At 72.3% G+C, this 18,464-nt stretch carries 19 protein-coding genes; 14 read left to right on the top strand and 5 right to left on the bottom strand.

Annotated features, from left to right (window positions below; genetic code table 11):
• Nucleotides 1–102 precede the first annotated feature (102 nt).
• The 8 genes from MHO01S_RS07785 (at nucleotide 103) to MHO01S_RS07820 (ending at nucleotide 9,570) form a co-directional block, all read left to right on the top strand.
• Nucleotides 103–945: a helix-turn-helix transcriptional regulator gene (locus tag MHO01S_RS07785; protein ID WP_060960036.1), complete on the top strand. Its 843-nt coding sequence runs from the start codon at nucleotides 103–105 to the stop codon at nucleotides 943–945.
• Nucleotides 946–1,131: 186 nt separating this feature from the next.
• Complete coding sequence (locus MHO01S_RS07790; RefSeq protein WP_060960035.1) at nucleotides 1,132–2,190, top strand: ABC transporter substrate-binding protein; 1,059 nt, start codon at nucleotides 1,132–1,134, stop codon at nucleotides 2,188–2,190.
• Complete coding sequence (locus MHO01S_RS07795; protein WP_231735118.1) at nucleotides 2,187–3,302, top strand: FecCD family ABC transporter permease; 1,116 nt, start codon at nucleotides 2,187–2,189, stop codon at nucleotides 3,300–3,302. Before MHO01S_RS07790 ends, MHO01S_RS07795 begins: the two co-directional genes overlap by 4 nt.
• Nucleotides 3,303–3,310: 8 nt before the next feature.
• Nucleotides 3,311–4,417 carry a FecCD family ABC transporter permease gene (locus tag MHO01S_RS07800; protein ID WP_082734202.1) on the top strand — a complete coding sequence of 369 codons (1,107 nt, stop codon included), beginning with the start codon at nucleotides 3,311–3,313 and terminating at the stop codon, nucleotides 4,415–4,417.
• Between the two features lie 24 nt (nucleotides 4,418–4,441).
• Nucleotides 4,442–5,230, top strand: a complete 789-nt coding sequence (locus MHO01S_RS07805; protein WP_061782102.1) for an ABC transporter ATP-binding protein — start codon at nucleotides 4,442–4,444, stop codon at nucleotides 5,228–5,230.
• Nucleotides 5,227–6,876, top strand: a complete 1,650-nt coding sequence (locus MHO01S_RS07810) for an ABC transporter transmembrane domain-containing protein (protein ID WP_061782103.1) — start codon at nucleotides 5,227–5,229, stop codon at nucleotides 6,874–6,876. The genes MHO01S_RS07805 and MHO01S_RS07810 overlap by 4 nt, the downstream gene beginning before the upstream one ends.
• Complete coding sequence (locus tag MHO01S_RS07815; RefSeq protein WP_082808051.1) at nucleotides 6,869–8,689, top strand: ABC transporter ATP-binding protein; 1,821 nt, start codon at nucleotides 6,869–6,871, stop codon at nucleotides 8,687–8,689. Before MHO01S_RS07810 ends, MHO01S_RS07815 begins: the two co-directional genes overlap by 8 nt.
• Nucleotides 8,686–9,570 carry a siderophore-interacting protein gene (locus tag MHO01S_RS07820; RefSeq protein ID WP_060960031.1) on the top strand — a complete coding sequence of 295 codons (885 nt, stop codon included), beginning with the start codon at nucleotides 8,686–8,688 and terminating at the stop codon, nucleotides 9,568–9,570. The genes MHO01S_RS07815 and MHO01S_RS07820 overlap by 4 nt, the downstream gene beginning before the upstream one ends.
• Before the next feature lie 301 nt (nucleotides 9,571–9,871).
• Here the strand turns inward: MHO01S_RS07820 and MHO01S_RS07825 are convergent, their stop codons facing one another.
• From MHO01S_RS07825 to MHO01S_RS07835, 3 genes are all read right to left on the bottom strand, one after another.
• Nucleotides 9,872–10,417, bottom strand: a complete 546-nt coding sequence (locus MHO01S_RS07825; protein ID WP_060960030.1) for a DEAD/DEAH box helicase family protein — start codon at nucleotides 10,415–10,417, stop codon at nucleotides 9,872–9,874.
• A gap of 40 nt (nucleotides 10,418–10,457) precedes the next feature.
• Complete coding sequence (locus MHO01S_RS07830) at nucleotides 10,458–10,739, bottom strand: helix-turn-helix domain-containing protein (RefSeq protein ID WP_060960029.1); 282 nt, start codon at nucleotides 10,737–10,739, stop codon at nucleotides 10,458–10,460.
• A gap of 84 nt (nucleotides 10,740–10,823) precedes the next feature.
• A complete protein-coding gene (locus tag MHO01S_RS07835; protein WP_060960028.1) occupies nucleotides 10,824–11,156 on the bottom strand; it encodes a DUF6907 domain-containing protein in 333 nt (110 codons plus the stop codon).
• Nucleotides 11,157–11,324: 168 nt separating this feature from the next.
• Here MHO01S_RS07835 and MHO01S_RS07840 point away from each other — a divergent pair, with 168 nt between their 5' ends.
• The 4 genes from MHO01S_RS07840 to MHO01S_RS07855 all read left to right on the top strand — a co-directional run bounded on the left by MHO01S_RS07840 (nucleotide 11,325) and on the right by MHO01S_RS07855 (nucleotide 13,694).
• Nucleotides 11,325–11,891, top strand: a complete 567-nt coding sequence (locus MHO01S_RS07840) for an NADPH-dependent FMN reductase (protein WP_060960027.1) — start codon at nucleotides 11,325–11,327, stop codon at nucleotides 11,889–11,891.
• Nucleotides 11,892–12,073: 182 nt separating this feature from the next.
• The gene (locus MHO01S_RS07845; RefSeq protein ID WP_060960026.1) at nucleotides 12,074–12,667 is read left to right on the top strand and encodes a sulfite oxidase-like oxidoreductase; all 594 of its coding nucleotides are present in this window, start codon (nucleotides 12,074–12,076) and stop codon (nucleotides 12,665–12,667) included.
• Nucleotides 12,664–13,389: an FAD-binding oxidoreductase gene (locus MHO01S_RS07850; RefSeq protein WP_060960025.1), complete on the top strand. Its 726-nt coding sequence runs from the start codon at nucleotides 12,664–12,666 to the stop codon at nucleotides 13,387–13,389. Before MHO01S_RS07845 ends, MHO01S_RS07850 begins: the two co-directional genes overlap by 4 nt.
• Nucleotides 13,386–13,694 carry a DUF6510 family protein gene (locus MHO01S_RS07855; protein ID WP_060960024.1) on the top strand — a complete coding sequence of 103 codons (309 nt, stop codon included), beginning with the start codon at nucleotides 13,386–13,388 and terminating at the stop codon, nucleotides 13,692–13,694. The genes MHO01S_RS07850 and MHO01S_RS07855 overlap by 4 nt, the downstream gene beginning before the upstream one ends.
• A gap of 38 nt (nucleotides 13,695–13,732) precedes the next feature.
• Here the strand turns inward: MHO01S_RS07855 and MHO01S_RS07860 are convergent, their stop codons facing one another.
• Together MHO01S_RS07860 and MHO01S_RS07865 are read right to left on the bottom strand one after the other, a co-directional pair.
• Nucleotides 13,733–15,322, bottom strand: a complete 1,590-nt coding sequence (locus MHO01S_RS07860; protein WP_060960118.1) for an AMP-binding protein — start codon at nucleotides 15,320–15,322, stop codon at nucleotides 13,733–13,735.
• A 197-nt stretch (nucleotides 15,323–15,519) separates the two neighbouring features.
• The gene (locus MHO01S_RS07865; RefSeq protein WP_061782106.1) at nucleotides 15,520–16,602 is read right to left on the bottom strand and encodes a Glu/Leu/Phe/Val dehydrogenase family protein; all 1,083 of its coding nucleotides are present in this window, start codon (nucleotides 16,600–16,602) and stop codon (nucleotides 15,520–15,522) included.
• A 358-nt stretch (nucleotides 16,603–16,960) separates the two neighbouring features.
• Between MHO01S_RS07865 and MHO01S_RS07870 the strand changes: the two genes are divergently transcribed.
• Together MHO01S_RS07870 and MHO01S_RS07875 are read left to right on the top strand one after the other, a co-directional pair.
• Complete coding sequence (locus tag MHO01S_RS07870) at nucleotides 16,961–17,812, top strand: endonuclease domain-containing protein (RefSeq protein WP_231735117.1); 852 nt, start codon at nucleotides 16,961–16,963, stop codon at nucleotides 17,810–17,812.
• Nucleotides 17,813–17,985: 173 nt separating this feature from the next.
• Entirely contained in the window at nucleotides 17,986–18,462 is a 477-nt protein-coding gene (locus tag MHO01S_RS07875; RefSeq protein ID WP_060960022.1) for a YbaK/EbsC family protein, read from the top strand.
• The last annotated feature ends 2 nt before the right edge of the window (nucleotides 18,463–18,464 follow it).

The following is an 18,464-nucleotide window of genomic DNA, read 5'->3' on the forward strand; positions in this document are numbered from 1 at the left end:
CGCGGGGCGAGCCCCATTCCGTCGCGGGCCGTTTGGCGGCGAAGGGCAGCCCTGGTTAGCCTTCGTGAGGACGGGAACGACGCGGAGAAGAGGCTGGTCCCGATGAGCTCCTACCGTCAGGCGGACTGGGACGCGAGCCCGACGCATCCCAGCTCGCTGCGGGCGCCCTACCTCATGAGCACGGGCGTCATCACCGCCGACGACGGCTCGTCGCGACCGATCTCGCCTCCGCACGCCCACCCCGACGCCCTGCTCGCGTGGTGCTACCGCGGCACGGTGTGGGTGTACCTGCGTGACGCCATGTGGCGTCTGGCCCCCGGCCAGGGCATGTGGATCCCCGCGGGCACGCCGCATACGGCACGCCATGAGCGCGACTCGACCGGCTGCTACACCTACATCCCCGACGCCTCGCTCGTCACCCCGGTGGTCGAGGTCACGCGAGTGCTCGTTCCTCGCGCGGTGCAGGAGATGCTGCTCCACCTCGGGACCGACGACATGCCCGACCGCCTGCGGGTGCGCATCCAAGCGGTGCTGCTGGAGATGCTGCAGCAGCCCGTGCGCGAGTCGTCGGACGAGTGGAGCGAGGTGCCGATGCCCGCCGACGAGCGTGTGCGCGCCCTCGTGCAGGCCGTGCTCTCCGATCCGGGCGACGTGCGGACCGCCCGTGAGCTCGTCGCCGCCCACGGCCTGCACGAACGCACGGTGTTGCGCGTGTTCACCCACGACATCGGGATGAGCTTCGGCCAGTGGAGGACGTGGGTGCGCATGGTGCTGGCGGCGCGATTGATCGTCGACGGAACGCCGATCGGGATGGCGGCCCGCCGATGCGGCTACGCGACGACGAGCGCATTCTCGGCCGCGTTCAAAGACAGGTTCGGGGTGACTCCGCGCCAGCACGTCGCGCGCGTGCGCGCGGATCCGGCGCACCGCCTCTACGGCCGCTGACTCCGAACGGCGGTTCGGCGGGAGAGGATGCGCGCCACGAGGTGTCGCTTCTGCGACACAACTCGTCCGTCCTGCGACACTGTCGGGCCGCAAGCGGCCCTAGCATCGTGTTTTTAGGTGAGCGTTACCTAACTTCCGGCCGCGTCGTCGCGGCATCCCTCCCACCCTCAGCTCGCAAGGAGAACAATGCCGCACGCTCTTGCGCGCCCGAAAGCGCGACGCGTATCCGCACTCGCCGCCGCCCTCGCCGTGGTGGTCGCCCTCACCGGGTGCGCTGCCGCCGATGAGACGGCCGCCTCCTCGACGGCCGCCTCGAGCGGGGTCGTCATCACGCACGCCCACGGATCGACCACGATCGCCGAGAAGCCGAAGCGCATCGTGGCCTTGGGATGGATGTCCGGTGACATCGTCGCCGCTCTGGGCGAGAACCCCGTCGGCATGGAGAAGGTCTGGGGCGCCGACGACAGCGGTTTCCAGCCCTGGTTCACGGACTACGCCACCGAGCACTACGGCGAGTTGCCCACCCTGATCTCCCCGCTCGACGAGGGTCCGAACTACGAGGCCATCAAGGCGCTCGAGCCCGACCTCATCCTGGGCCTCTACACCGGCATCAGCGACGTCGAGTACCAGCGGTTGAGCGGGATCGCGCCGACCGTGCCGTACATCGAAGGCCCGTGGAACCCCGGCACGTGGGAGGAGATGACCCGCACGATCGGTGCCGCGATGTGGGAGAGCGACAGAGCGGAGGAGGTCATCGCGGACACCGAGCAGCAGATCGCCACGCTCGCGGCCGCCCACCCCGAGTTCGAGGGGAAGACCTTCGTGTGGGGGCTGACTCTCAACGAGGGCGGCACCGACCTCGGGGTCTACCTGAAGTACGACCCCCGCGTGCGCATCACGGAAGCGCTCGGATTCACCTCGACCTCGGCGATGGACAGCTTCCTCGCCTCGGCAGAAGGCGACAACTGGTACACGGGAGTGAGTCTCGAAAAGCTCTACGACGTGCAGGCCGACCTCTTCGCCGCCTGGGGGAGCTCCGCCGCCGAGGGCACGTACACGGTCGAGAACAAGGTCGTGTCGCGGTGGCAGCCGATCGCCGCGAACGCGTACGTGATCTACGCCGATCAGGCCCAGGCGGCCGCGATCAGCGCACCGACCGTCCTCTCGCTGGCCTCTGTGCTGCCGACCTACGTCGACGACCTCGCCGCAGCCCTGCGAGGTACGCCGACCATCACGGGCGAGTGAGCACCGGGGTGTCCGCGCCGCTGTCGTCGCCGGAACGACCGGCGACGCCGGCGGGTGCCGACGCCCCGACCCACCACGCGGGGAGGCGGCGCGATCGGGCCGGCTCCCCGCGCCGCACCGCCAGGCGCGTTGCGGGGGTCGTCGTCGCCGGAGGGATCCTCGCGCTGACGGTGGTTGCGTCGCTCGCGATCGGCAACCGGCCGATCGACCCCGCGACGGTGCTGGCCGCGCTCACCGCCTATGACGACGACGACCCGATGCACCTGCTCGTGCAGCAGCTCCGCGTGCCGCGCACCCTCCTGGGCATCGCCGTCGGCGCCGCCCTCGCGGTGTGCGGTGCGCTCATCCAGGCGTTCACCCGCAATCCGCTCGCCGACCCCGGCATCCTCGGGGTCAACGCGGGAGCCTCGTTCGCCGTGACCTTCGCCGTCGCAGTGCTGGGGATCACCGCGCCCGGCGGCTTCGTGCCGTTCGCGCTGCTGGGCGCGCTCGTGCTCACCGTGCTCGTCTCCCTGCTCGGCTCGTTCGGCCCGTCGGGCGCGACGCCCATGAAGCTCACGCTCGCCGGCGTCGCCCTCGGGGCGGCGTTCACGGGATTCACGACCGCGATCGTCCTGCAGAACCGCACCTCTTTCGACGTCATGCGCTTCTGGGGCGTCGGCGCGATCGGCGGACACGCGATCGAGGAGCTCGTCTGGGCGGCACCCCTGATCGCGGCCGGACTGGCCATCGCCGTCCTCTGCGCCCGGTCGCTCAACGCGATGGCGCTCGGCGACGACCTCGCCCAGTCGCTCGGCGCGCGCGTGCGCACCACCCGCATCCTGGTGATCGTCGCCGTCACCCTGCTGGCGGGCACGAGCGTCGCGGCGGCGGGACCCATCGCGTTCGTCGGCATCATGATCCCGCACGTCGTGCGCTGGTTCACCGGTCCCGACCAGCGCTGGGTGCTGGCGTACTCGGTGCTCGTCGGGCCCACGTTCCTGCTGCTCGCCGACATCCTCGGGCGCCTCGTGCTGCCCAACGGCGAGGTCCGCGTCGGCATCGTCACGGGACTGCTGGGCGCGCCGGTGCTGGTGGCCCTCGTGCGGCGGCGGCGGGTGAGCGGGCTGTGAGCGTCGACGTGCGAACCGACCCTGACCGTCCGCTCGAGCCGTCCCGGCCGTCGCGGCTTCCCGCCACCCCGCAGGCGATCGACTTCGGCCGGCGTCACCTCCGGATCGACACGCGACGCGTCGCGGCTCTCCTCCCCGTGCGCACCGTCGTCGTCTGCGCGGCCCTGCTCGTGCTGATCGTGGTCGCGGGGCTGTACTCCATGACCCTCGGCGCGTACGACATCGACGTCGCCGGCGTCGTGCGCGGCGTGCTCGATCCCTCGTCCGACCCCGATGTGCGCCAAGTCGTCTGGGAATGGCGGATGCCGCGCATCCTGTTCGCCGTGCTCTGCGGCGCCGCTCTCGCGCTGTCGGGCGGGATCTTCCAGTCGCTGACCCGCAACCCGCTCGGCTCGCCCGACATCATCGGTTTCGGCGTCGGCGCGCAGTTCGGCGTCACGGTGACGATGGTGGTGCTCGAGCTGAACACGTACCTGTTCAAGGCCGCCGGTGCGCTCGTGGGCGGCATCCTCACGGCCGTCCTCGTCTACGCGCTCGCCGCCAAGAACACGATGTCCTCGTTCCGGCTCATCATCGTCGGGATCGGTGTCTCCGCGGGGCTCGGGTCGCTGACCTCGTGGATCCTCCTGTCGGTGAGCGTGGAGAAGGCGATGATGGCGGCGACGTGGGGCGCCGGCTCCATCGCCTCGCTCGGGTTCGACCAGCTCGCCCCGGCGGCCGTCGTGTTCGTCCTCGTCCTCGCGGCATCCATACCGCTGCAGCGCACACTGCCCGTGCTCGAGATGGGCGACGACGCCGCCTCGGCGCTCGGGGTCGCCCCGGCGCGCACGCGACTGGCGGCGATGGTGTGCGGTGTGGCCCTGATCGCCCTCGTCACCGCGGCCGCCGGACCGATCTCGTTCATCGCCCTGGCCGCGCCGCAGATCGCGCAGCGGCTCACCCGCGCGAACACGCCGATGGACATCGTGCCGGTCATGCTCACCGGTGCCGCCCTCGTCGTCGTCTCCGACGCGGTCGCGCAGCTCGCGACGGTGCCCGTCGGGGTGGTGACCGTCTCGGTGGGCGGCCTCTACCTCGCGTGGCTGCTCGCGACACAGTATGCGCGACGCGCCTGACCCGCCCCCGTCCGGAGGAACCCCATGACCGTCTCCCTGCTCGCCCGCGACATCACCCTCGGCTACGGCGACGCCCCGATCGTCTCCGACCTGTCGCTGGAGGTGCCCGACCAGTCGTTCACGATCATCATCGGGCCCAACGCCTGCGGCAAGTCGACGCTGCTGCGCGGGTTCGCGCGTCTGCTGCGCCCCACCACCGGCGCCGTGCTGCTCGACGGTGCGGAGCTGCGCAGTTTCTCCGCGAAGGAGCTGGCCCGTCGGCTCGGGCTGCTGCCGCAGTCGTCCATCGCCCCCGACGGCATCACGGTCGCCGAGCTCGTCGGGCGTGGCCGCTTCCCGCACCAGAGCGCGCTGCGCACCTGGAGTCGCGCCGACGAGCGCGCCGTGACGGAGGCGCTGGCCGCCACCGCGACGACCGCGCTGTCGAGCCGCCTCGTCGACGAGCTCTCCGGCGGTCAGCGCCAGCGCGTCTGGGTGGCCATGGCCCTCGCCCAGCAGACCGGCCATCTGCTGCTGGACGAGCCGACGACCTTCCTCGACATCGCCCATCAGATCGACCTCCTCGAGCTGTTCGCCGACCTGCACCGCGCGGGGACGACGCTCGTCGCCGTCCTCCACGACCTCAACCATGCGGCGCGCTACGCGACCCATCTCGTCGCGATGCGCGACGGCGCGGTCGTCGCGCAGGGAGACCCGCGCGAGATCATCACGGCCGAGCTCGTCGAGGCGGTGTACGACCTGCCGTGCAGGGTGATCACCGACCCCGTCGCGGGGACGCCGCTGGTGCTGCCCCTCGGACGGCGAACGCCGTGACGAGCACGGCAGGGCGCCTGTTCCGCATCGCGCTCACCGCACAGGGCCGCGGTCTCGCGCTGGCCGCGGCGACGGCGCTGCTCATGGTGCACGCGCTCGCCGAGGCGGCGATCCCCGTGATCATCGGTGCGACGATCGACCGCGCCGTCCTCCCCGCCGCCCCGGCCGCCCTGGCCCTGTGGCTCGGCGTGCTCGTCGCAGTGTTCGCGGTCCTCACCAGCAGCTACCAGTCGGCATCCCGCCTGATGGTGTCGGTGTACGGCCACGGGGAGCAGCACCTGCGTCACCTCGCCCTCTCGCGGATGCTGCGGCCGCGTCTGTCGTCACGGATGCTGAGCTCGGGGGAGGCGCTGACCTTCGTCACGTCGGACACCTACCGGGTCGCCGGCGTCGCCTGGTCGGTGGCGCAGCAGTCGGCGACGGTCGCGGCGATCGCGGGCGCGGCGATCGCCATGCTCGTGATCTCGCCGATCGCCGCGATCGTCGTGTTCGCCGCGACGATCGCGATGATGGCGGTGATGCAGGCCGTCTCCCGTCCCCTCGAGCGGCGCGGCCATGCGGAGCAGAGCGCGGCCACGGAGGCCGGCGCCGTGGCCGCCGACGTCATGAGCGGTTTCCGGGTCCTGGTCGGCATGGGCGCCCGCCAGGAGGCGGTGCGTCGCTATGTCGCGGCGAGCGACCTGTCGCGCCGGGCGGCGACGTCGGCGGCCCGCGCGCTCGCCGACTACGACGCCGTCAGCGCGGCGCTGGCCGCCGTCGTGGCCACCGCGCTCGCCGGCATGTCGGCCTGGCTGGCCGCCGACGGGCGGATCAGCATCGGCGAGCTCGTCACGGTGCTCGGACTCGCGCAGTTCGTCAGCGGGTCGCTCGCCCACGTGGGATCGTTCCCCTCCAACTGGATCTACAAGGTGGCGTCCGCACGACGACTCGCCGATCTCATCGACGCCGCCGACCTGATCGACGCGCCCGACGACGCGGAGGCCCGGCACCGGGGGGAGAGAGGAAGCTCCGCAGGCGCGGTGCTCGCCGTCCGTACGGGGGCCAGAGACGCCGAACGCATCGAGGTCCACGAGGGAGAGCTGCTCGGCATCCGGCCGTCCTCCAGCGAGGCGGCGCGCCGGCTCTCGCGGGTGCTCGGCCTGCGCACGCGCGTCGCTCGCGGCGCCGTGTCGGTGCGCATCGGCTCCGACCGCTGCGACCTGCGCGACCTCGACCCCGTCGCGTACCGGCGCCACGTGCTGTCGATGCCGCACCGCCATGCGATCGCCACCGGCTCGCTGCGCGACGCGGTGTGCGGACGCTCGGGTGCGCACCCCCGACCGGAGCTCCTGCGCATCGCGGCGCTGGATGACGTCATCCACCAGCTCGGGGGCTGGGAGGCGCCGGTGGGCGAGTCCGGTCGGCGCCTGTCGGGCGGACAGCGTCAGCGCGTCGGACTCGCCCGCGCGCTGCACGCCGCGCCGAGCGTGCTGGTGCTGGACGAGCCGACATCCGCCGTCGACGCCGTGACCGAGTCGCACATCGCCCGGTCGCTGGCCCAGCGTGAAGGGACGACGGTGGTCATCACGACCTCTCCGCTGCTGCTGGCCGCCTGCGACCGCGTGGTCGACCTGCCCGACGACGCGCGGATCGACGCGGATGCCTAGGCCCGTGGTCGCCGCACCGACGCCCGCCCTCCTTCCGATCGCCGCGGCGAGGTCGGTGCGCGCCGTGCTGCGCGCGCTGCTGCGGCACCATCGCGGCCGCCTGGCCGGGGTCGTCGCGCTGCTGATCGTCGCCGCGGGGCTGGGCCTCGTGACACCGGCCTGCCTCGGACGGATCGTGGATGCCGTGATCTCCGGTGCCGGTCCGGCGGCCGTCGCGGCCTGGGTGCTCGCAGCGGGCGTCGGCGCGCTCGCGGCCGTCGGCTGCTCGCTCTGGGGCATGCGGCAGTTGGCCGCGCTCGTGCAGGACGTGCTCGCGCGGCTGCGCGAAGACGTGTTCGCGTCGGCGATGCGCCTGCCCGTGGCGATCATCGACGACGGCGAGAGCGCCGATCTGATCTCGCGCGTGACGGGGGATGTCGACGCGGTCGCCGAGGCCGGCGGCAACGTCGTGCCGACCCTGCTGTCCGCCGTGTTCGCGATCGCCGTCTCGCTCGTCGCCCTCGCCGCGCTCGATCCGTGGCTCGCACTGGCGGGGCTGGCCTGCGTGCCGTGTTACGTCGTCGGCACCCGCCGGTTCCTGCGGCGCTCGCGAGTGGTCTTCCGCGAGGTGCGTGCGCGGGAAGCCGCCCGCAGCCAGGCGGTGCTGGAAGCGGTGGAGGGCGGCGAGACGCTCGCAGCCCTCAACGAGCAGGACGAGGCCCTCGCTCTCGTGCAGGAGCGTGCTGAGTCGTCGATCGCGGCGCAGATCGACGGCGTGCGGCTGCGCAACCGGCTGTTCCGATGGATCAACGGGGGAGAGGCGATCGGTCTCGTGTGCATCCTCGCGACGGGGTTCGCTCTCCACGCGGACGGAGCCCTCACCGTGGGCACGGTGACGACCGCCGCGCTCGTGTTCCATCGCCTGTTCGACCCGATCGGCCAGCTCATCCTCGGACTCGATGAGATCCAGCGGGCCACGGTCGGACTCGCCCGGCTCGTCGGCGTGATCGAGCTCGCCCGGGAGACCCGCGAGACCCGCGAGGCCCGCGAGGCCCAGGAGACGGCATCCGCCGTCTCGACGGCGCGACCCGCGCGGGCTCCGCGGGCGCACGTCGGGGTGAGCGTGGAGGCGGTCTCGTTCCACTACGCGACGACACGGCGCGGTCTGCGTGACGTGACCCTCCGCGTGGAGCCGGGCACCACGACCGCGCTGGTGGGTGCATCGGGCTCGGGCAAGAGCACGCTCGCGCGGCTCATCGCCGGGCACTACCCGCCGTCGGCGGGGCGCGTGCGCCTGGACGATCCGACGGTGCAGCCGTACTACATCTCGCAGGAGCTGCATCACTTCCGTGGCGGCATCGCCGACAACCTGCGGTGGGCCGCGCCGGAGGCGACCCGGCACGAGATGGATGCCGCGCTGCGGGCCGTCGGCGCCGCGTGGGCGCTGGTGCCCGGCGACGGGGTCGACGACGACCGCGCGGGCGGTGGTCCCCGCCTGGACGAGGGGCGCATCCAGCAGCTCGCCATCGCGCGGGCTCTGCTCGCCGACCCGGCCGTCGTGATCCTCGACGAGGCGACGGCCGATGTCGGGCTGCAGCACCGGCCCGCCGTCGAGGCGGCGATCGAGCGGCTGCGCGTCGATCGCACCATCATCCTCATCGCCCACCGCCTGCACCAGGCGGCCACCGCCGATCGGATCGTCGTCTTCGCGTCGGGCGAGGTGCAGCAGTGCGGCACCCACGACGAGCTGAACGCGGTGGACGGGCCGTACCGCCGACTGTGGCGCGCCCAGGTCGGGCGCGACGCCGACCCCGAAAGGACCGAGATCCGATGAAGATCCACCGCGGCACCGTTCGCCGTGTCCACCCGCTGTCACCCCACATGGTGCGCGTCACGCTGGGCGGCGACGGCATCGCCGACTTCGTGAGCACGGGCGTCGGCGACGAGTACGTCCGGCTGTTCTTCCCGCACGGGGAGGACCCCACCGACGTGTCGCTGCCCGTCGTCGACGGCGACGGGTGGTCGACGCCCGAGGGGGAGCCCGAGGCGCCGATGCGCACCTACACGATCCGTGCCGTCCGCCCCGACGAGGCCGAGGTCGACATCGACTTCGTGGTGCATCGCGACGGCGTCGCGGGGCCGTGGGCGGCCCGGGCACGCTCCGGTCACGTGCTGGGGCTCAACAGCCCGACCGGCCTCTACGCGCCTCCGGACGACACCTCCTGGCAGCTCCTCGCCGGCGATCTCACAGGGCTGCCCGCCGTGGCGCGCCTGATCCCCGGCATCCCGGCGCACGTGCGCACCCGCGTGGTGATCGAGGTTCCCGACGACGCGGATCGCATCGAGATGGATGCCGCCGACCACGTCGAGATCACGTGGATCGTCGGCGGCAACGGTCGGGGTCCGAGCCGGCTCGGCGCCATCGTGCGCAGCATCATCGGCTCCGGGCGGTCGCTGGAGGACGGCTACATCTGGGTCGCGGGGGAGACGGTCGCCCTGCGCGACGTGCGGAAGTTCCTGCGCCGCGAGCTCGGCCTGCCCGCCACGCGGTTCAAGGTCGTCGGCTACTGGACGCCGATCGCCGATTGGGAGGCGAAGTACGCGGCGCTGCCGGAGGGGGTGCAGCGCGAGCTCGAGGCGATCTGGGACGAGGTCTCCAACGTCGAAGACGCCCAAGTAAGCGTCGAGGCGCGGCTGGACGCCCTCGGTCTGTGAGGCGCGGGCGGCGCTCGCCGTGACACGTCGCCGCCGCGCGGCCGGGCGCCGCACTAGGTGGAAGCGCGTAAATCCGGCCCCGAATCGGCTGTGCGCCTCGCATCCCGACCGTCGGTCTGTTTTGCTCGAAGACTGCGGCGGTGGTTGAGCCTGCCTGCCGCAGCCTGGGTGCCGACGAATCCTGGGGGATGCGTCGCCCGAACCGTCGCCGGGCACAGCCCCGTGCGTCGCACTCGGGGTGGGCGCCGCTCGCGGACCCACCACCCAGGCCTCATCTTCCCTGGGGGCGCTGTCCCGCCGCTCAGCGGATGGCGGCGGCGGACTCCAGGGCCGCGAGGCGCGCGGCGGGCGTGCCGGACAGCTCGGTGATGCGAAGGCGGTCGCCCACGAGGTCGGGATCGTCGATGAGCTCCATCAGGATGTCGTCCGTGACCTGGCGCAGCTCGAGGTGCTCGTCGGGCCCGACGTGGATCGGAGCGCTCGCGGCCAGCGGGATCACGGCGAGCAGGTCGAGGGTCTCGAGCGCCTCCGAGGTGAGCTGCGTCGCCCTCTCGAGGGTCCCGCGGTCGATCCGCGCCTCACCGATCTCGGCGAGGGCCAGCAGGTAGGCGAGGAAGTCGAGCGGTCCGCGCTCGGCGATGAGCGGTCCCCGGTGCGGCCGGTCCGTCAGCCGATCGGCCGCGACACGCAGTTGTGCGGCGAAGGAGGCGGCCGAGGGCGTGTCGCTCATCTCGTCGATCAGCTCGAACGGATCGGGGAGGACCGTGAACTCCGGATGCCGCCGCGCGAAATCCGAGATCACCGTGCTCTTGCCGCTGGCATGGGTCCCGGAGACGACGATTCGCACGGGGGCAGAGTACCGCGTCGCCGCAGCCCCGGGGCGGGCGCTAGCGAGTGGGCTGCGCGGGCAGCGGCGGGAGCAGTTCCTGCATGTCGACCTCGAGCGCATGGCAGAGAGCCACGATCGTCGCCAGTCGAGGATTCGTCGCAGGCCCGCCCTTCGTCGTGCTCCCGCGCTCGTACTGCTGGTAGGCGTAGAGGGAGATCTCGGCGCGTTCGGCCATCTGGTCCTGCGTAAGTCCACGGAGGGCGCGGAGGCGACGCAACTGCATTCCCAGGTCTCGCGCGAACGTCGCCCACTCGGGGGACGAGGCGAGGCCGGAACTCATTCCTCAAGCGTGGAAGGGATAAGAGTTGGTGTGAACCGATTTAAATCGGTGAAATTCTGGGATACCCTAGGGCGCCTTCCGTCGTCAGGGCGCCAGTCGCGCCAAGAGGGCGCCGAGCTCCGCGTGAAGCCGTGCAGCGCTCTCCGGGGTGAGCTCGATCTGGCGCGTCTCGGTGGCGATAGCGACCCAGGTCTCGCGGTCTGCCAGGTAGCGCACCGCGAGGACGCAGGCCTCCTCGGAGATCGCATCCCGCCGCAGCTCGCCTCCGGGGAGGAAGCGGCGCCGGAGGCTCGTCACCGGCATCCACTGCGGCTCCGACTGGTGTCGACGGTCGTCGGGCAGGCCGTGGAGGGCGTGGTCTTCCACGCACCACGGCGGGCAGGCCTCCGCGGTCGGCTCCGGTCGCTCGGTCGTCATGGCGCCCCTTTCGGTTCCGGCAGGGCACAGGCCGTCGGGGTCCATTGAACGACATGCCTCCGACATGCGGGGTCGCGCTCGTCCCGACGGCACCGCCGTGGCGTCCGCATGCGGCAAGAGTCGATAGGATTCATTCAGTTGAATCCAATCCGGAAGGGCACTCTCGCCATGACCACCTACAACGTCGGCATCATCATCGGCAGCATCTCGTCGACCTCGATCAACCGCCGCCTCGCGAACGCGCTCGTGCGCCTCGCCCCCCAGGCCGGCCTGTCGCTCACGGAGCTTCCCATCGCGGGCCTGCCGTTCTACTCGGCGGACAACGACGCGGCCATCCCCGCCGCGGCCGCGGAGTTCAAGACGTCGATCGAGGGTTCGGACGCCGTCATCATCGTGACGCCCGAGTACAACCGCTCGGTGCCCGGTGTCCTGAAGAACGCGCTCGACACGGCCAGCCGCCCGTGGGGCCAGAACAGCTTCGCCGGCAAGCCGTCCGCCGTCATCGGCGCCTCGATCGGGGCGATCGGCACCGCCGTCGCGCAGCAGCACCTGCGCTCGATCCTCTCGTTCCTCGCCTCGCCCGAGCTGTCGCAGCCCGAGGCGTACATCCACCTGCGCGACGGCCTGATCACCGACGAGGGCGAGGTCACCGACGAGTCGACCGCCGAGTTCCTCGTGTCGTGGCTGAAGGCCGTGCACACGCACATCGCGAAGTCGCTCAGCCCCGTCGAGTGATCTGACGGTCGCGCCCACCGCGCGTCGTGACGAACGGCGCCCGCCCACCCGGCGGGCGCCGTTCGCCGTCTCGCGCCGTCGACACGCGCCGTCGACACGCGCGGCCGCGCAGTGGCGGATCGACGACAGATGTCGATGCCGTGGGCGCCGCCGCCGGAGTAGATTGCCCCCGGGAGGTCACCATGGCAGAGTTCAGCAGAGGCTTCGGGGCACGCCGTCGCGCATCGGAGCCGCAGCTTCCACCCGGGCAGTACCTGACCGACGATTTCCCCGTGCTCTCGGCGGGCCCGACGCCGCGGGTGAGCACCCAGGAGTGGGAGTTCAGCATCGTGACCGAGTCCGGGGAGCGGACGTCGTGGTCGTGGCAGGAGTTGATGGCGCTGCCGGTGGAGGACATCCGCACCGACATCCACTGCGTCACCCGCTGGTCCAAGCTCGGCACCCACTGGCGCGGCGTCTCGCTCGACACCCTCCTCTCCGGCATCGAGACGACAGCACCCTCGGCGATGGCCCACTCCTACGGCGGCTACACCACGAACGTGCCGCTCGACGAGCTTCGCGGAGGAAAGGCGTGGGTCGCCGTCGAGTTCGAGGGCGAGCAGCTCGCCCCCGAGCACGGCGGGCCGGCCCGGCTGCTCGTGCCCCACCTCTACTTCTGGAAGAGCGCGAAATGGGTGCGCGGACTCGTCCTCCAGGAGCACGACGATCCCGGGTTCTGGGAGCAGAACGGCTACAACCTCCACGGCGACCCCTGGCGGGAGGAACGGTACTGGTGAGCGCCCCCGGCTGGCTCGCCGCACACGTCGCCGCGGTCGCCCCGCTCACCGCGCATTCGCGTTCGCTCCTGCTCGACGTGCCCGGGTGGCCCGGGAACCTCGCCGGCCAGCACCTGGACGTGCGGCTGACCGCCGAAGACGGGTACCAGGCGGAGCGCTCCTACTCCGTGGCGAGCGTCGGGACCGGCACCACGGTGGAGCTCGCGGTCGACGAGATCGTCGACGGCGAGGTCTCGCCGTACCTGGTCCGCGACATCCGCCCCGGAGACTTCCTGGAGGTCAAGGGACCGCTCGGCGCCTATTTCGTCTGGCGCGGCGACGAGCCCGCACCCGTGCAGCTCATCGCGGGAGGATCCGGCATCGTCCCCCTTCTGGCGATGGTGCGCGCGCACGCGGCATCCGCGAACGAGGCGCCGTTCCGACTGCTCTACTCGACGAGGAGCCCGGCCGACGCGATGTACGCCGACGATCTCCTGCGGCTGAGCGGCCCTCTCCTCGCGATCGACTGGGTCTACACCCGCGCGACGCCCGACGGGTGGCCCCGGCCCGCCGGAAGGGTCCGCCTCGACGAGCTCGCGCAGCGGTGCGTGCCGCCGGAGCAGCGCCCGCTGGTCTACGTCTGCGGCCCGACCGCCTTCGTCGAGACGGTCGCAGACGCCCTCGTGCAGATCGGGCACGCTCCGCAACGCGTGCGGACCGAGCGATTCGGAGGCGCAGCATGACCACGCACGACCACGACGACACGTCGACGGACGCCCACCGGACCGCCACGATGGTCGACGGCAACGCGCTCGCGGGCATGCTCTCGGCCGTCTTCGCCGACGACGCCACGGTGCTCACCCTCGAGTGCGGACACTGCGCAGACGCGCGTCCGTTGGCGCAGGCCCGGGTGGAGCGCGACGCGCAGGTCGCGATCGTGCGCTGCCGCGGCTGCACGCACACCCTGATGTCGGTCTCGACGGCCGGCGGCGCCGTCGAGATCCGGATCGCGGCGCTCGCCGCGATCCGGACGGCACCGTCGGCGTAGCCGCGCCGTCACGGGCGCGGCGCGGCATCCGGTGCGGCTCAGGCCCCCCGCTCGCGCGAGCGCAGATCTTTGCGCAGGATCTTGCCCGACGTCGACTTCGGGATCGCCTCCACGAACTCCACGCGGCGGACCTTCTTGTGCGGTGCGACGTTCTCCGCGACGAAGGCCATGACCTCCTCCGCCGTCAGCCCGGAGTCGGGCGCCGAGACGATGAACGCCTTCGGGATCTCCTGCTTGTCGTCGTCGAGCACTCCGATGACCGCGGCATCCATGATCTTCGGGTGCCCCAGCAGCAGCGCCTCCAGCTCGGCGGGGGCGATCTGATAGCCCTTGTACTTGATCAGCTCCTTCACCCGGTCGACGATCGAGAAGTAGCCGCCCTCGTGGTAGACCGCGACATCGCCCGTGTGCAGGAAGCCCTCGGCGTCGAGCGTCTCCGCCGTGGCCTGCGGCTGGTTGAGGTAGCCGAGCATCACATTGGGCCCCTTCACCCACAGCTCGCCCGGACGCGTGCGCCCGTCCTCCTCGATCGCCGTGATCTCCTCGCCGGTCTCGGTGTCGACCAGCTTGCACACGATGTTGGGCAGGATCGTGCCCACCGAGCTCACCGGGATGTCGTCGCGCGTGTACGGCATCGCGTGTGAGACCGGGCTCAGCTCGCTCATGCCGTAGCCCTGCATCATGCGCGCGTGGAGGCGGCGCCCCGCGATCTCGGCCGTCTCCCCGTCGAGCGGCGCCGCGCCGGAGAACACCGTGTGCACCGTCGAGATGTCGAACTCGTCGACGATCGGGTGCTTGGCCAGCGCGACCGCGATCGGCGGGGCGATGTAGAGGTAGGTGCAACCGTAGGTCTGGATGTTGGTGAGGAACTGCACGAGGTCGAACCGCGGCATGGTGACCAGCGTCGCGCGCTGCTTCAGCGCGAGGTTCAACAGCACCGTCATGCCGTAGATGTGGAAGAACGGCAGCACCGCGAGCACGCGGTCGGTGTTCTTCAGATCGATGTTGATGCGGCATTGCGCGACGTTCGCGACGAGGTTGCGGTGGCTGAGCATCACCCCTTTGGGGATGCCGGTGGTTCCCGACGAGTAGGGGAGGACCGCCACGTGCGTCGCCGGGTCGATCTCGATCTGCGGCGCCGGACGTCCTTCGCCCAGCAGCTGGCGAAGGTCGGGGTGGCCCTCGGCGCCGTCCAGCACCACGACGCGCTCGACGGGGATGCCGGTGGCCTCCGCGGCCTGCTGCGCCGCGGGCAGCAGCGGCGAGACCGTGAACAGCCACGTCGCGCCCGCGTCGCGCAGCTGTTTCTCGATCTCGCCGGCCGTGTACAGCGAGTTGATCGTCGTCACGGTCGCGCCGGCGCGGAGAGCGCCGTGGAAGACCGTCGCGAACGCCGGGACGTTCGGGCAGAGCAGCCCCACGACCGTGGAGGCGTCCACGCCGCGCGCCGCCAGAGCGCCGGCGAAGGCGTCCACCTGCGCCTTGAGGGCGCCGTACGTCGTCTCGGCCCCGCCGGCGGGATCGATCAGCGCGATGCGCGCGGCATCCTCGTCGGTGAGCCCGGCGAACAGGTCGTCGTAGATGCTGACGTCCGGGATCTCGACATCGGGGAAGGGGCTGGTGAACACGGCGGTCTCCTTCGACGGCACGGCGATCCCCGGCCACGCTGCCGGGTGCGTCCATCATGCCACTGGAGGGGGCGGATCCGACACGCGGTCTCTCGGAGGAAGAGACCGCGTGCCAGTCGTGTCCGCGTGGCAGGGGTGCCCGGGTGGCAGGGGTGCCCGGGTGCCCCTCGTGCGGAGCGGCGCCCGGACGGCGGCCGTCAGGCGAAGACGTCCGCGTGCTGGGCGCTGCGGCCGGCGGCGAGACGCTCCGCGGCCCGCTCCTCCGCGGCATCCAGCGGCGTGATGCCGCGCGCCGCGGCATCCGCGAAGATCGCCCGCACGGTGTCGCCGATGGCGCTCACCCGGTCCATGATCTCGGCGCGGGAGCCGAGCCGCTTGGCCTCCAGGTCGAGATAGACGACGCCGCCCGCGTTGACGACGAAGTCGGGAGCGTAGAGGATGCCGCGAGCGGCCAGTCGATCCGCCCCGGAGCGATCCGCGAGGGGGTTGTTCGCCGGGCCGCAGACGGCGCGGGCCGACAGTCGGTCGATGACCTCGTCGTCGAGGAGGCCGCCGATGCCGGCGGGGACGAAGACGTCGGCCTCGATGAGGTGCTCCGTGCCGGGCTCGACCCAGCGGGCGCCCAGCTCGGTCGCCAGGTCGCGCTTGGCGGGGTTGACGTCGGTCACCGTGAGCTGCGCGCCCTCGGCGCTCAGGCGCACGGCCAGACGGCTGCCGACCTGTCCGAGCCCGGAGACGGTGATGCGGCGTCCGGCGACATCGGGGGAGCCCGCGACCTGTTCGAGGGTGGCGCGCAGCGACTCGTAGACGCCCAGGCTCGTCGGACCGGCCGGCTCGCCGGAGCCGCCCACCGCGTCGGGCAATCCGACGACGTGGGAGGTGCGTTCGCTGACGACCAGCATGTCGTCGGTCGTCGAACCGACATCCTCCGCGGTGCGGTAGCGGCCGTCGAAGCGCTCGACGGCGTCGCCGAGGTCGAGGTAGGCGGCGCGGCGGCGACCCGCATCGAGCACCGTGCCGGGCGGCACGCAGATCACGGACTTCCCGCCCCCGGCATCCAAGCCCGCCGCAGCGTTCTTGAGCGTCATCGCGGCGGAGAGGCGGAGGGCGTCGCCGACGGCGTCGCTCCAGTGGGGGTAGGTCCACATCCGGGCCCCGCCGAGGGCGGAACCGAGGACCGAGGAGTGCAGCGCGACGGTGATGACCAGACCGCTGCGCGGGCCCATCGTCACCTCCACGCGCTCGTGGGAGAAGTCGGGCAGGGGCAGGGTGTGCGTCATCGCATCCTCTTTCGGCTGGCCTTGTGGGCTGTGCTCTGCGGATGCCGCGGCGTTACGGCATCCGTCACCCATTGTGCCCCGAGCCGCGCCGTTCCGTGCGGTCGCGGGCCGACGCGGCCGCGTGCCGGAGGGCGCGGCCCGCGCCGTGACGTACGTCGGATCCGCGCGGCGACGGGCCGCGCCAGGGCGTGGCAGCCGGGCTCGCGGTCCGAAAATCCGGCGTTCGTCACGGGCGGACGGGCGGACGATCCGACCCGCGACGGCGAGGGCTCCTCCCCAGAGCGGCCCTGAGTCGGGCTCTCCACGGGCTTTCCCGCCCGCGGTCCACCCCACGACGGCGAGCCGCCACGATCGGCGGATGGAAGAAGAGGCGAACGCGGGCGCGGGTCCGGTGTCGTGGCCCGTGGTGTCGCGGGCCGAGCTGTACGCGGAGGGGTGGACGTGGCGCCGGATCGAGCGGGCCGTCGCCGCGGGGTCGCTCTGCCGCGCCCGGAGGGACGCGTACCTGCCCGGGGAGGTCGACGCGCAGACGCGTGCCGCCGCCGAGGTCGGCGGTCAGCTGACCTGCCTGTCCGAGCTCGCCCGCCGCGGGGTCTTCGTGCTCGCCACCGGCGGGCTGCACGTCCGCGTGCATCCGCGGCGGGGACGGCGTCGGCCGGTGCACCCGGATGCGCGCGTGCACTGGTCGGGCGACGGTCTGCGGCGCACGGCGAATGCGCCTCTCGTGGAGGCCCTGGCGGCGGCAGCGCGGTGCCAGGGACCGATGGAGACGATCGCCTCGCTGGATTCGGCGCTTCATCGCCGTCTCATCGACGAGGACGACCTGGCCGAGATCTTCCGGATGCTGCCCCGTCGCTACCGCGCGCTCCGGGCGTTTCTCGACCGATCGGCGGAGGCGGGCAGCGAGAGCATCGTGCGCATCCTGCTGCGCAAGATGGGATGCCGCGTCGAATGCCAGGTTCAGATCGCCGGCGTCGGGCGGGTCGATCTGCTCGTCGACGGCTGGCTGATCGTCGAGTGCGACAGCGAGGCGCACCACGCGAGCTGGGCGCAGCAGAAGGAGGACCGCCGCCGGGATCAGGCCGCCGCGGCCCTCGGGTACGTCACCTACCGGCCGATCGCCGAGGACATCTTCTGGCACCGCGACCGCGTGCTGGCGGCGGTGCGGGGGCTCCGCGGCTCGACGCGCGCCGCGCGCCGGCACGGATGAGGCGGGCGACGGTGCGCGGGTGATCGCGGCGGTGACGAACGTCGGAGAAGCCGGGCGAGCGGCGGCCCGTCGCTCGTCGTCGCGCGACCGGCCGCGCAGAACTCCGACGCTCGTCACGCCCGGCGGGCGGCGGGCGGCGGCGACCGCCGGCCCGCCGCCGCTACGCTCGTGCCATGACGGAGAACCTCTCACCGCGCAGCCGCATCGTCCACGACGCCCTCCGCGCCGCCGGCGTCTCGGGCGAGATCATCACGCTCCCGGATGCCGCGTCCACCGCCGCGCTCGCCGCCGCCGCCCTCGGCATCGAGGTCGGGGCCATCGCCAACAGCCTGGTGTTCTGGTCCGACGGTGAGCCGCTCCTGGTGATGACCAGCGGCGCCCACCGCGTCGACACCCCGGCGCTCGCGGCGCGCCTCGGGCGCCGGAGCATCGTGCGAGCCACGCCGGAGCAGGTGCGCGCGGCCACGGGGCAGGCCATCGGCGGCGTCGCGCCGACCGGCCACCCCGCGCCGCTGCCCACCGTCGTCGACGAGGCGCTCGCCGCCTTCGACGAGATCTGGGCCGCGGGCGGAACGCCCCACACCGTCTTCCCCCTGACCTTCGACGAGCTCGTCCACCTCACCGGTGGCACGGTCAGCGCCGTCGACTGAGC

The sequence above is a fragment of the Microbacterium hominis NBRC 15708 genome (assembly GCF_001592125.1).
GTDB lineage: Bacteria > Actinomycetota > Actinomycetes > Actinomycetales > Microbacteriaceae > Microbacterium > Microbacterium hominis.

Excerpts from the sequence above, each read along its gene's own strand:
- MHO01S_RS07785 (WP_060960036.1), top strand. The coding sequence starts at position 103 with ATGAGCTCCTACCGTCAGGCGGACTGGGACGCGAGCCCGACGCATCCC.
- MHO01S_RS07790 (WP_060960035.1), top strand. The coding sequence starts at position 1,132 with ATGCCGCACGCTCTTGCGCGCCCGAAAGCGCGACGCGTATCCGCACTC.
- MHO01S_RS07805 (WP_061782102.1), top strand. The coding sequence starts at position 4,442 with ATGACCGTCTCCCTGCTCGCCCGCGACATCACCCTCGGCTACGGCGAC.
- MHO01S_RS07815 (WP_082808051.1), top strand. The coding sequence starts at position 6,869 with ATGCCTAGGCCCGTGGTCGCCGCACCGACGCCCGCCCTCCTTCCGATC.
- MHO01S_RS07820 (WP_060960031.1), top strand. The coding sequence starts at position 8,686 with ATGAAGATCCACCGCGGCACCGTTCGCCGTGTCCACCCGCTGTCACCC.
- MHO01S_RS07830 (WP_060960029.1), bottom strand. The coding sequence starts at position 10,739 with ATGAGTTCCGGCCTCGCCTCGTCCCCCGAGTGGGCGACGTTCGCGCGA.
- MHO01S_RS07835 (WP_060960028.1), bottom strand. The coding sequence starts at position 11,156 with ATGACGACCGAGCGACCGGAGCCGACCGCGGAGGCCTGCCCGCCGTGG.
- MHO01S_RS07840 (WP_060960027.1), top strand. The coding sequence starts at position 11,325 with ATGACCACCTACAACGTCGGCATCATCATCGGCAGCATCTCGTCGACC.
- MHO01S_RS07845 (WP_060960026.1), top strand. The coding sequence starts at position 12,074 with ATGGCAGAGTTCAGCAGAGGCTTCGGGGCACGCCGTCGCGCATCGGAG.
- MHO01S_RS07855 (WP_060960024.1), top strand. The coding sequence starts at position 13,386 with ATGACCACGCACGACCACGACGACACGTCGACGGACGCCCACCGGACC.
- MHO01S_RS07865 (WP_061782106.1), bottom strand. The coding sequence starts at position 16,602 with ATGACGCACACCCTGCCCCTGCCCGACTTCTCCCACGAGCGCGTGGAG.
- MHO01S_RS07870 (WP_231735117.1), top strand. The coding sequence starts at position 16,961 with ATGGAAGAAGAGGCGAACGCGGGCGCGGGTCCGGTGTCGTGGCCCGTG.
- MHO01S_RS07875 (WP_060960022.1), top strand. The coding sequence starts at position 17,986 with ATGACGGAGAACCTCTCACCGCGCAGCCGCATCGTCCACGACGCCCTC.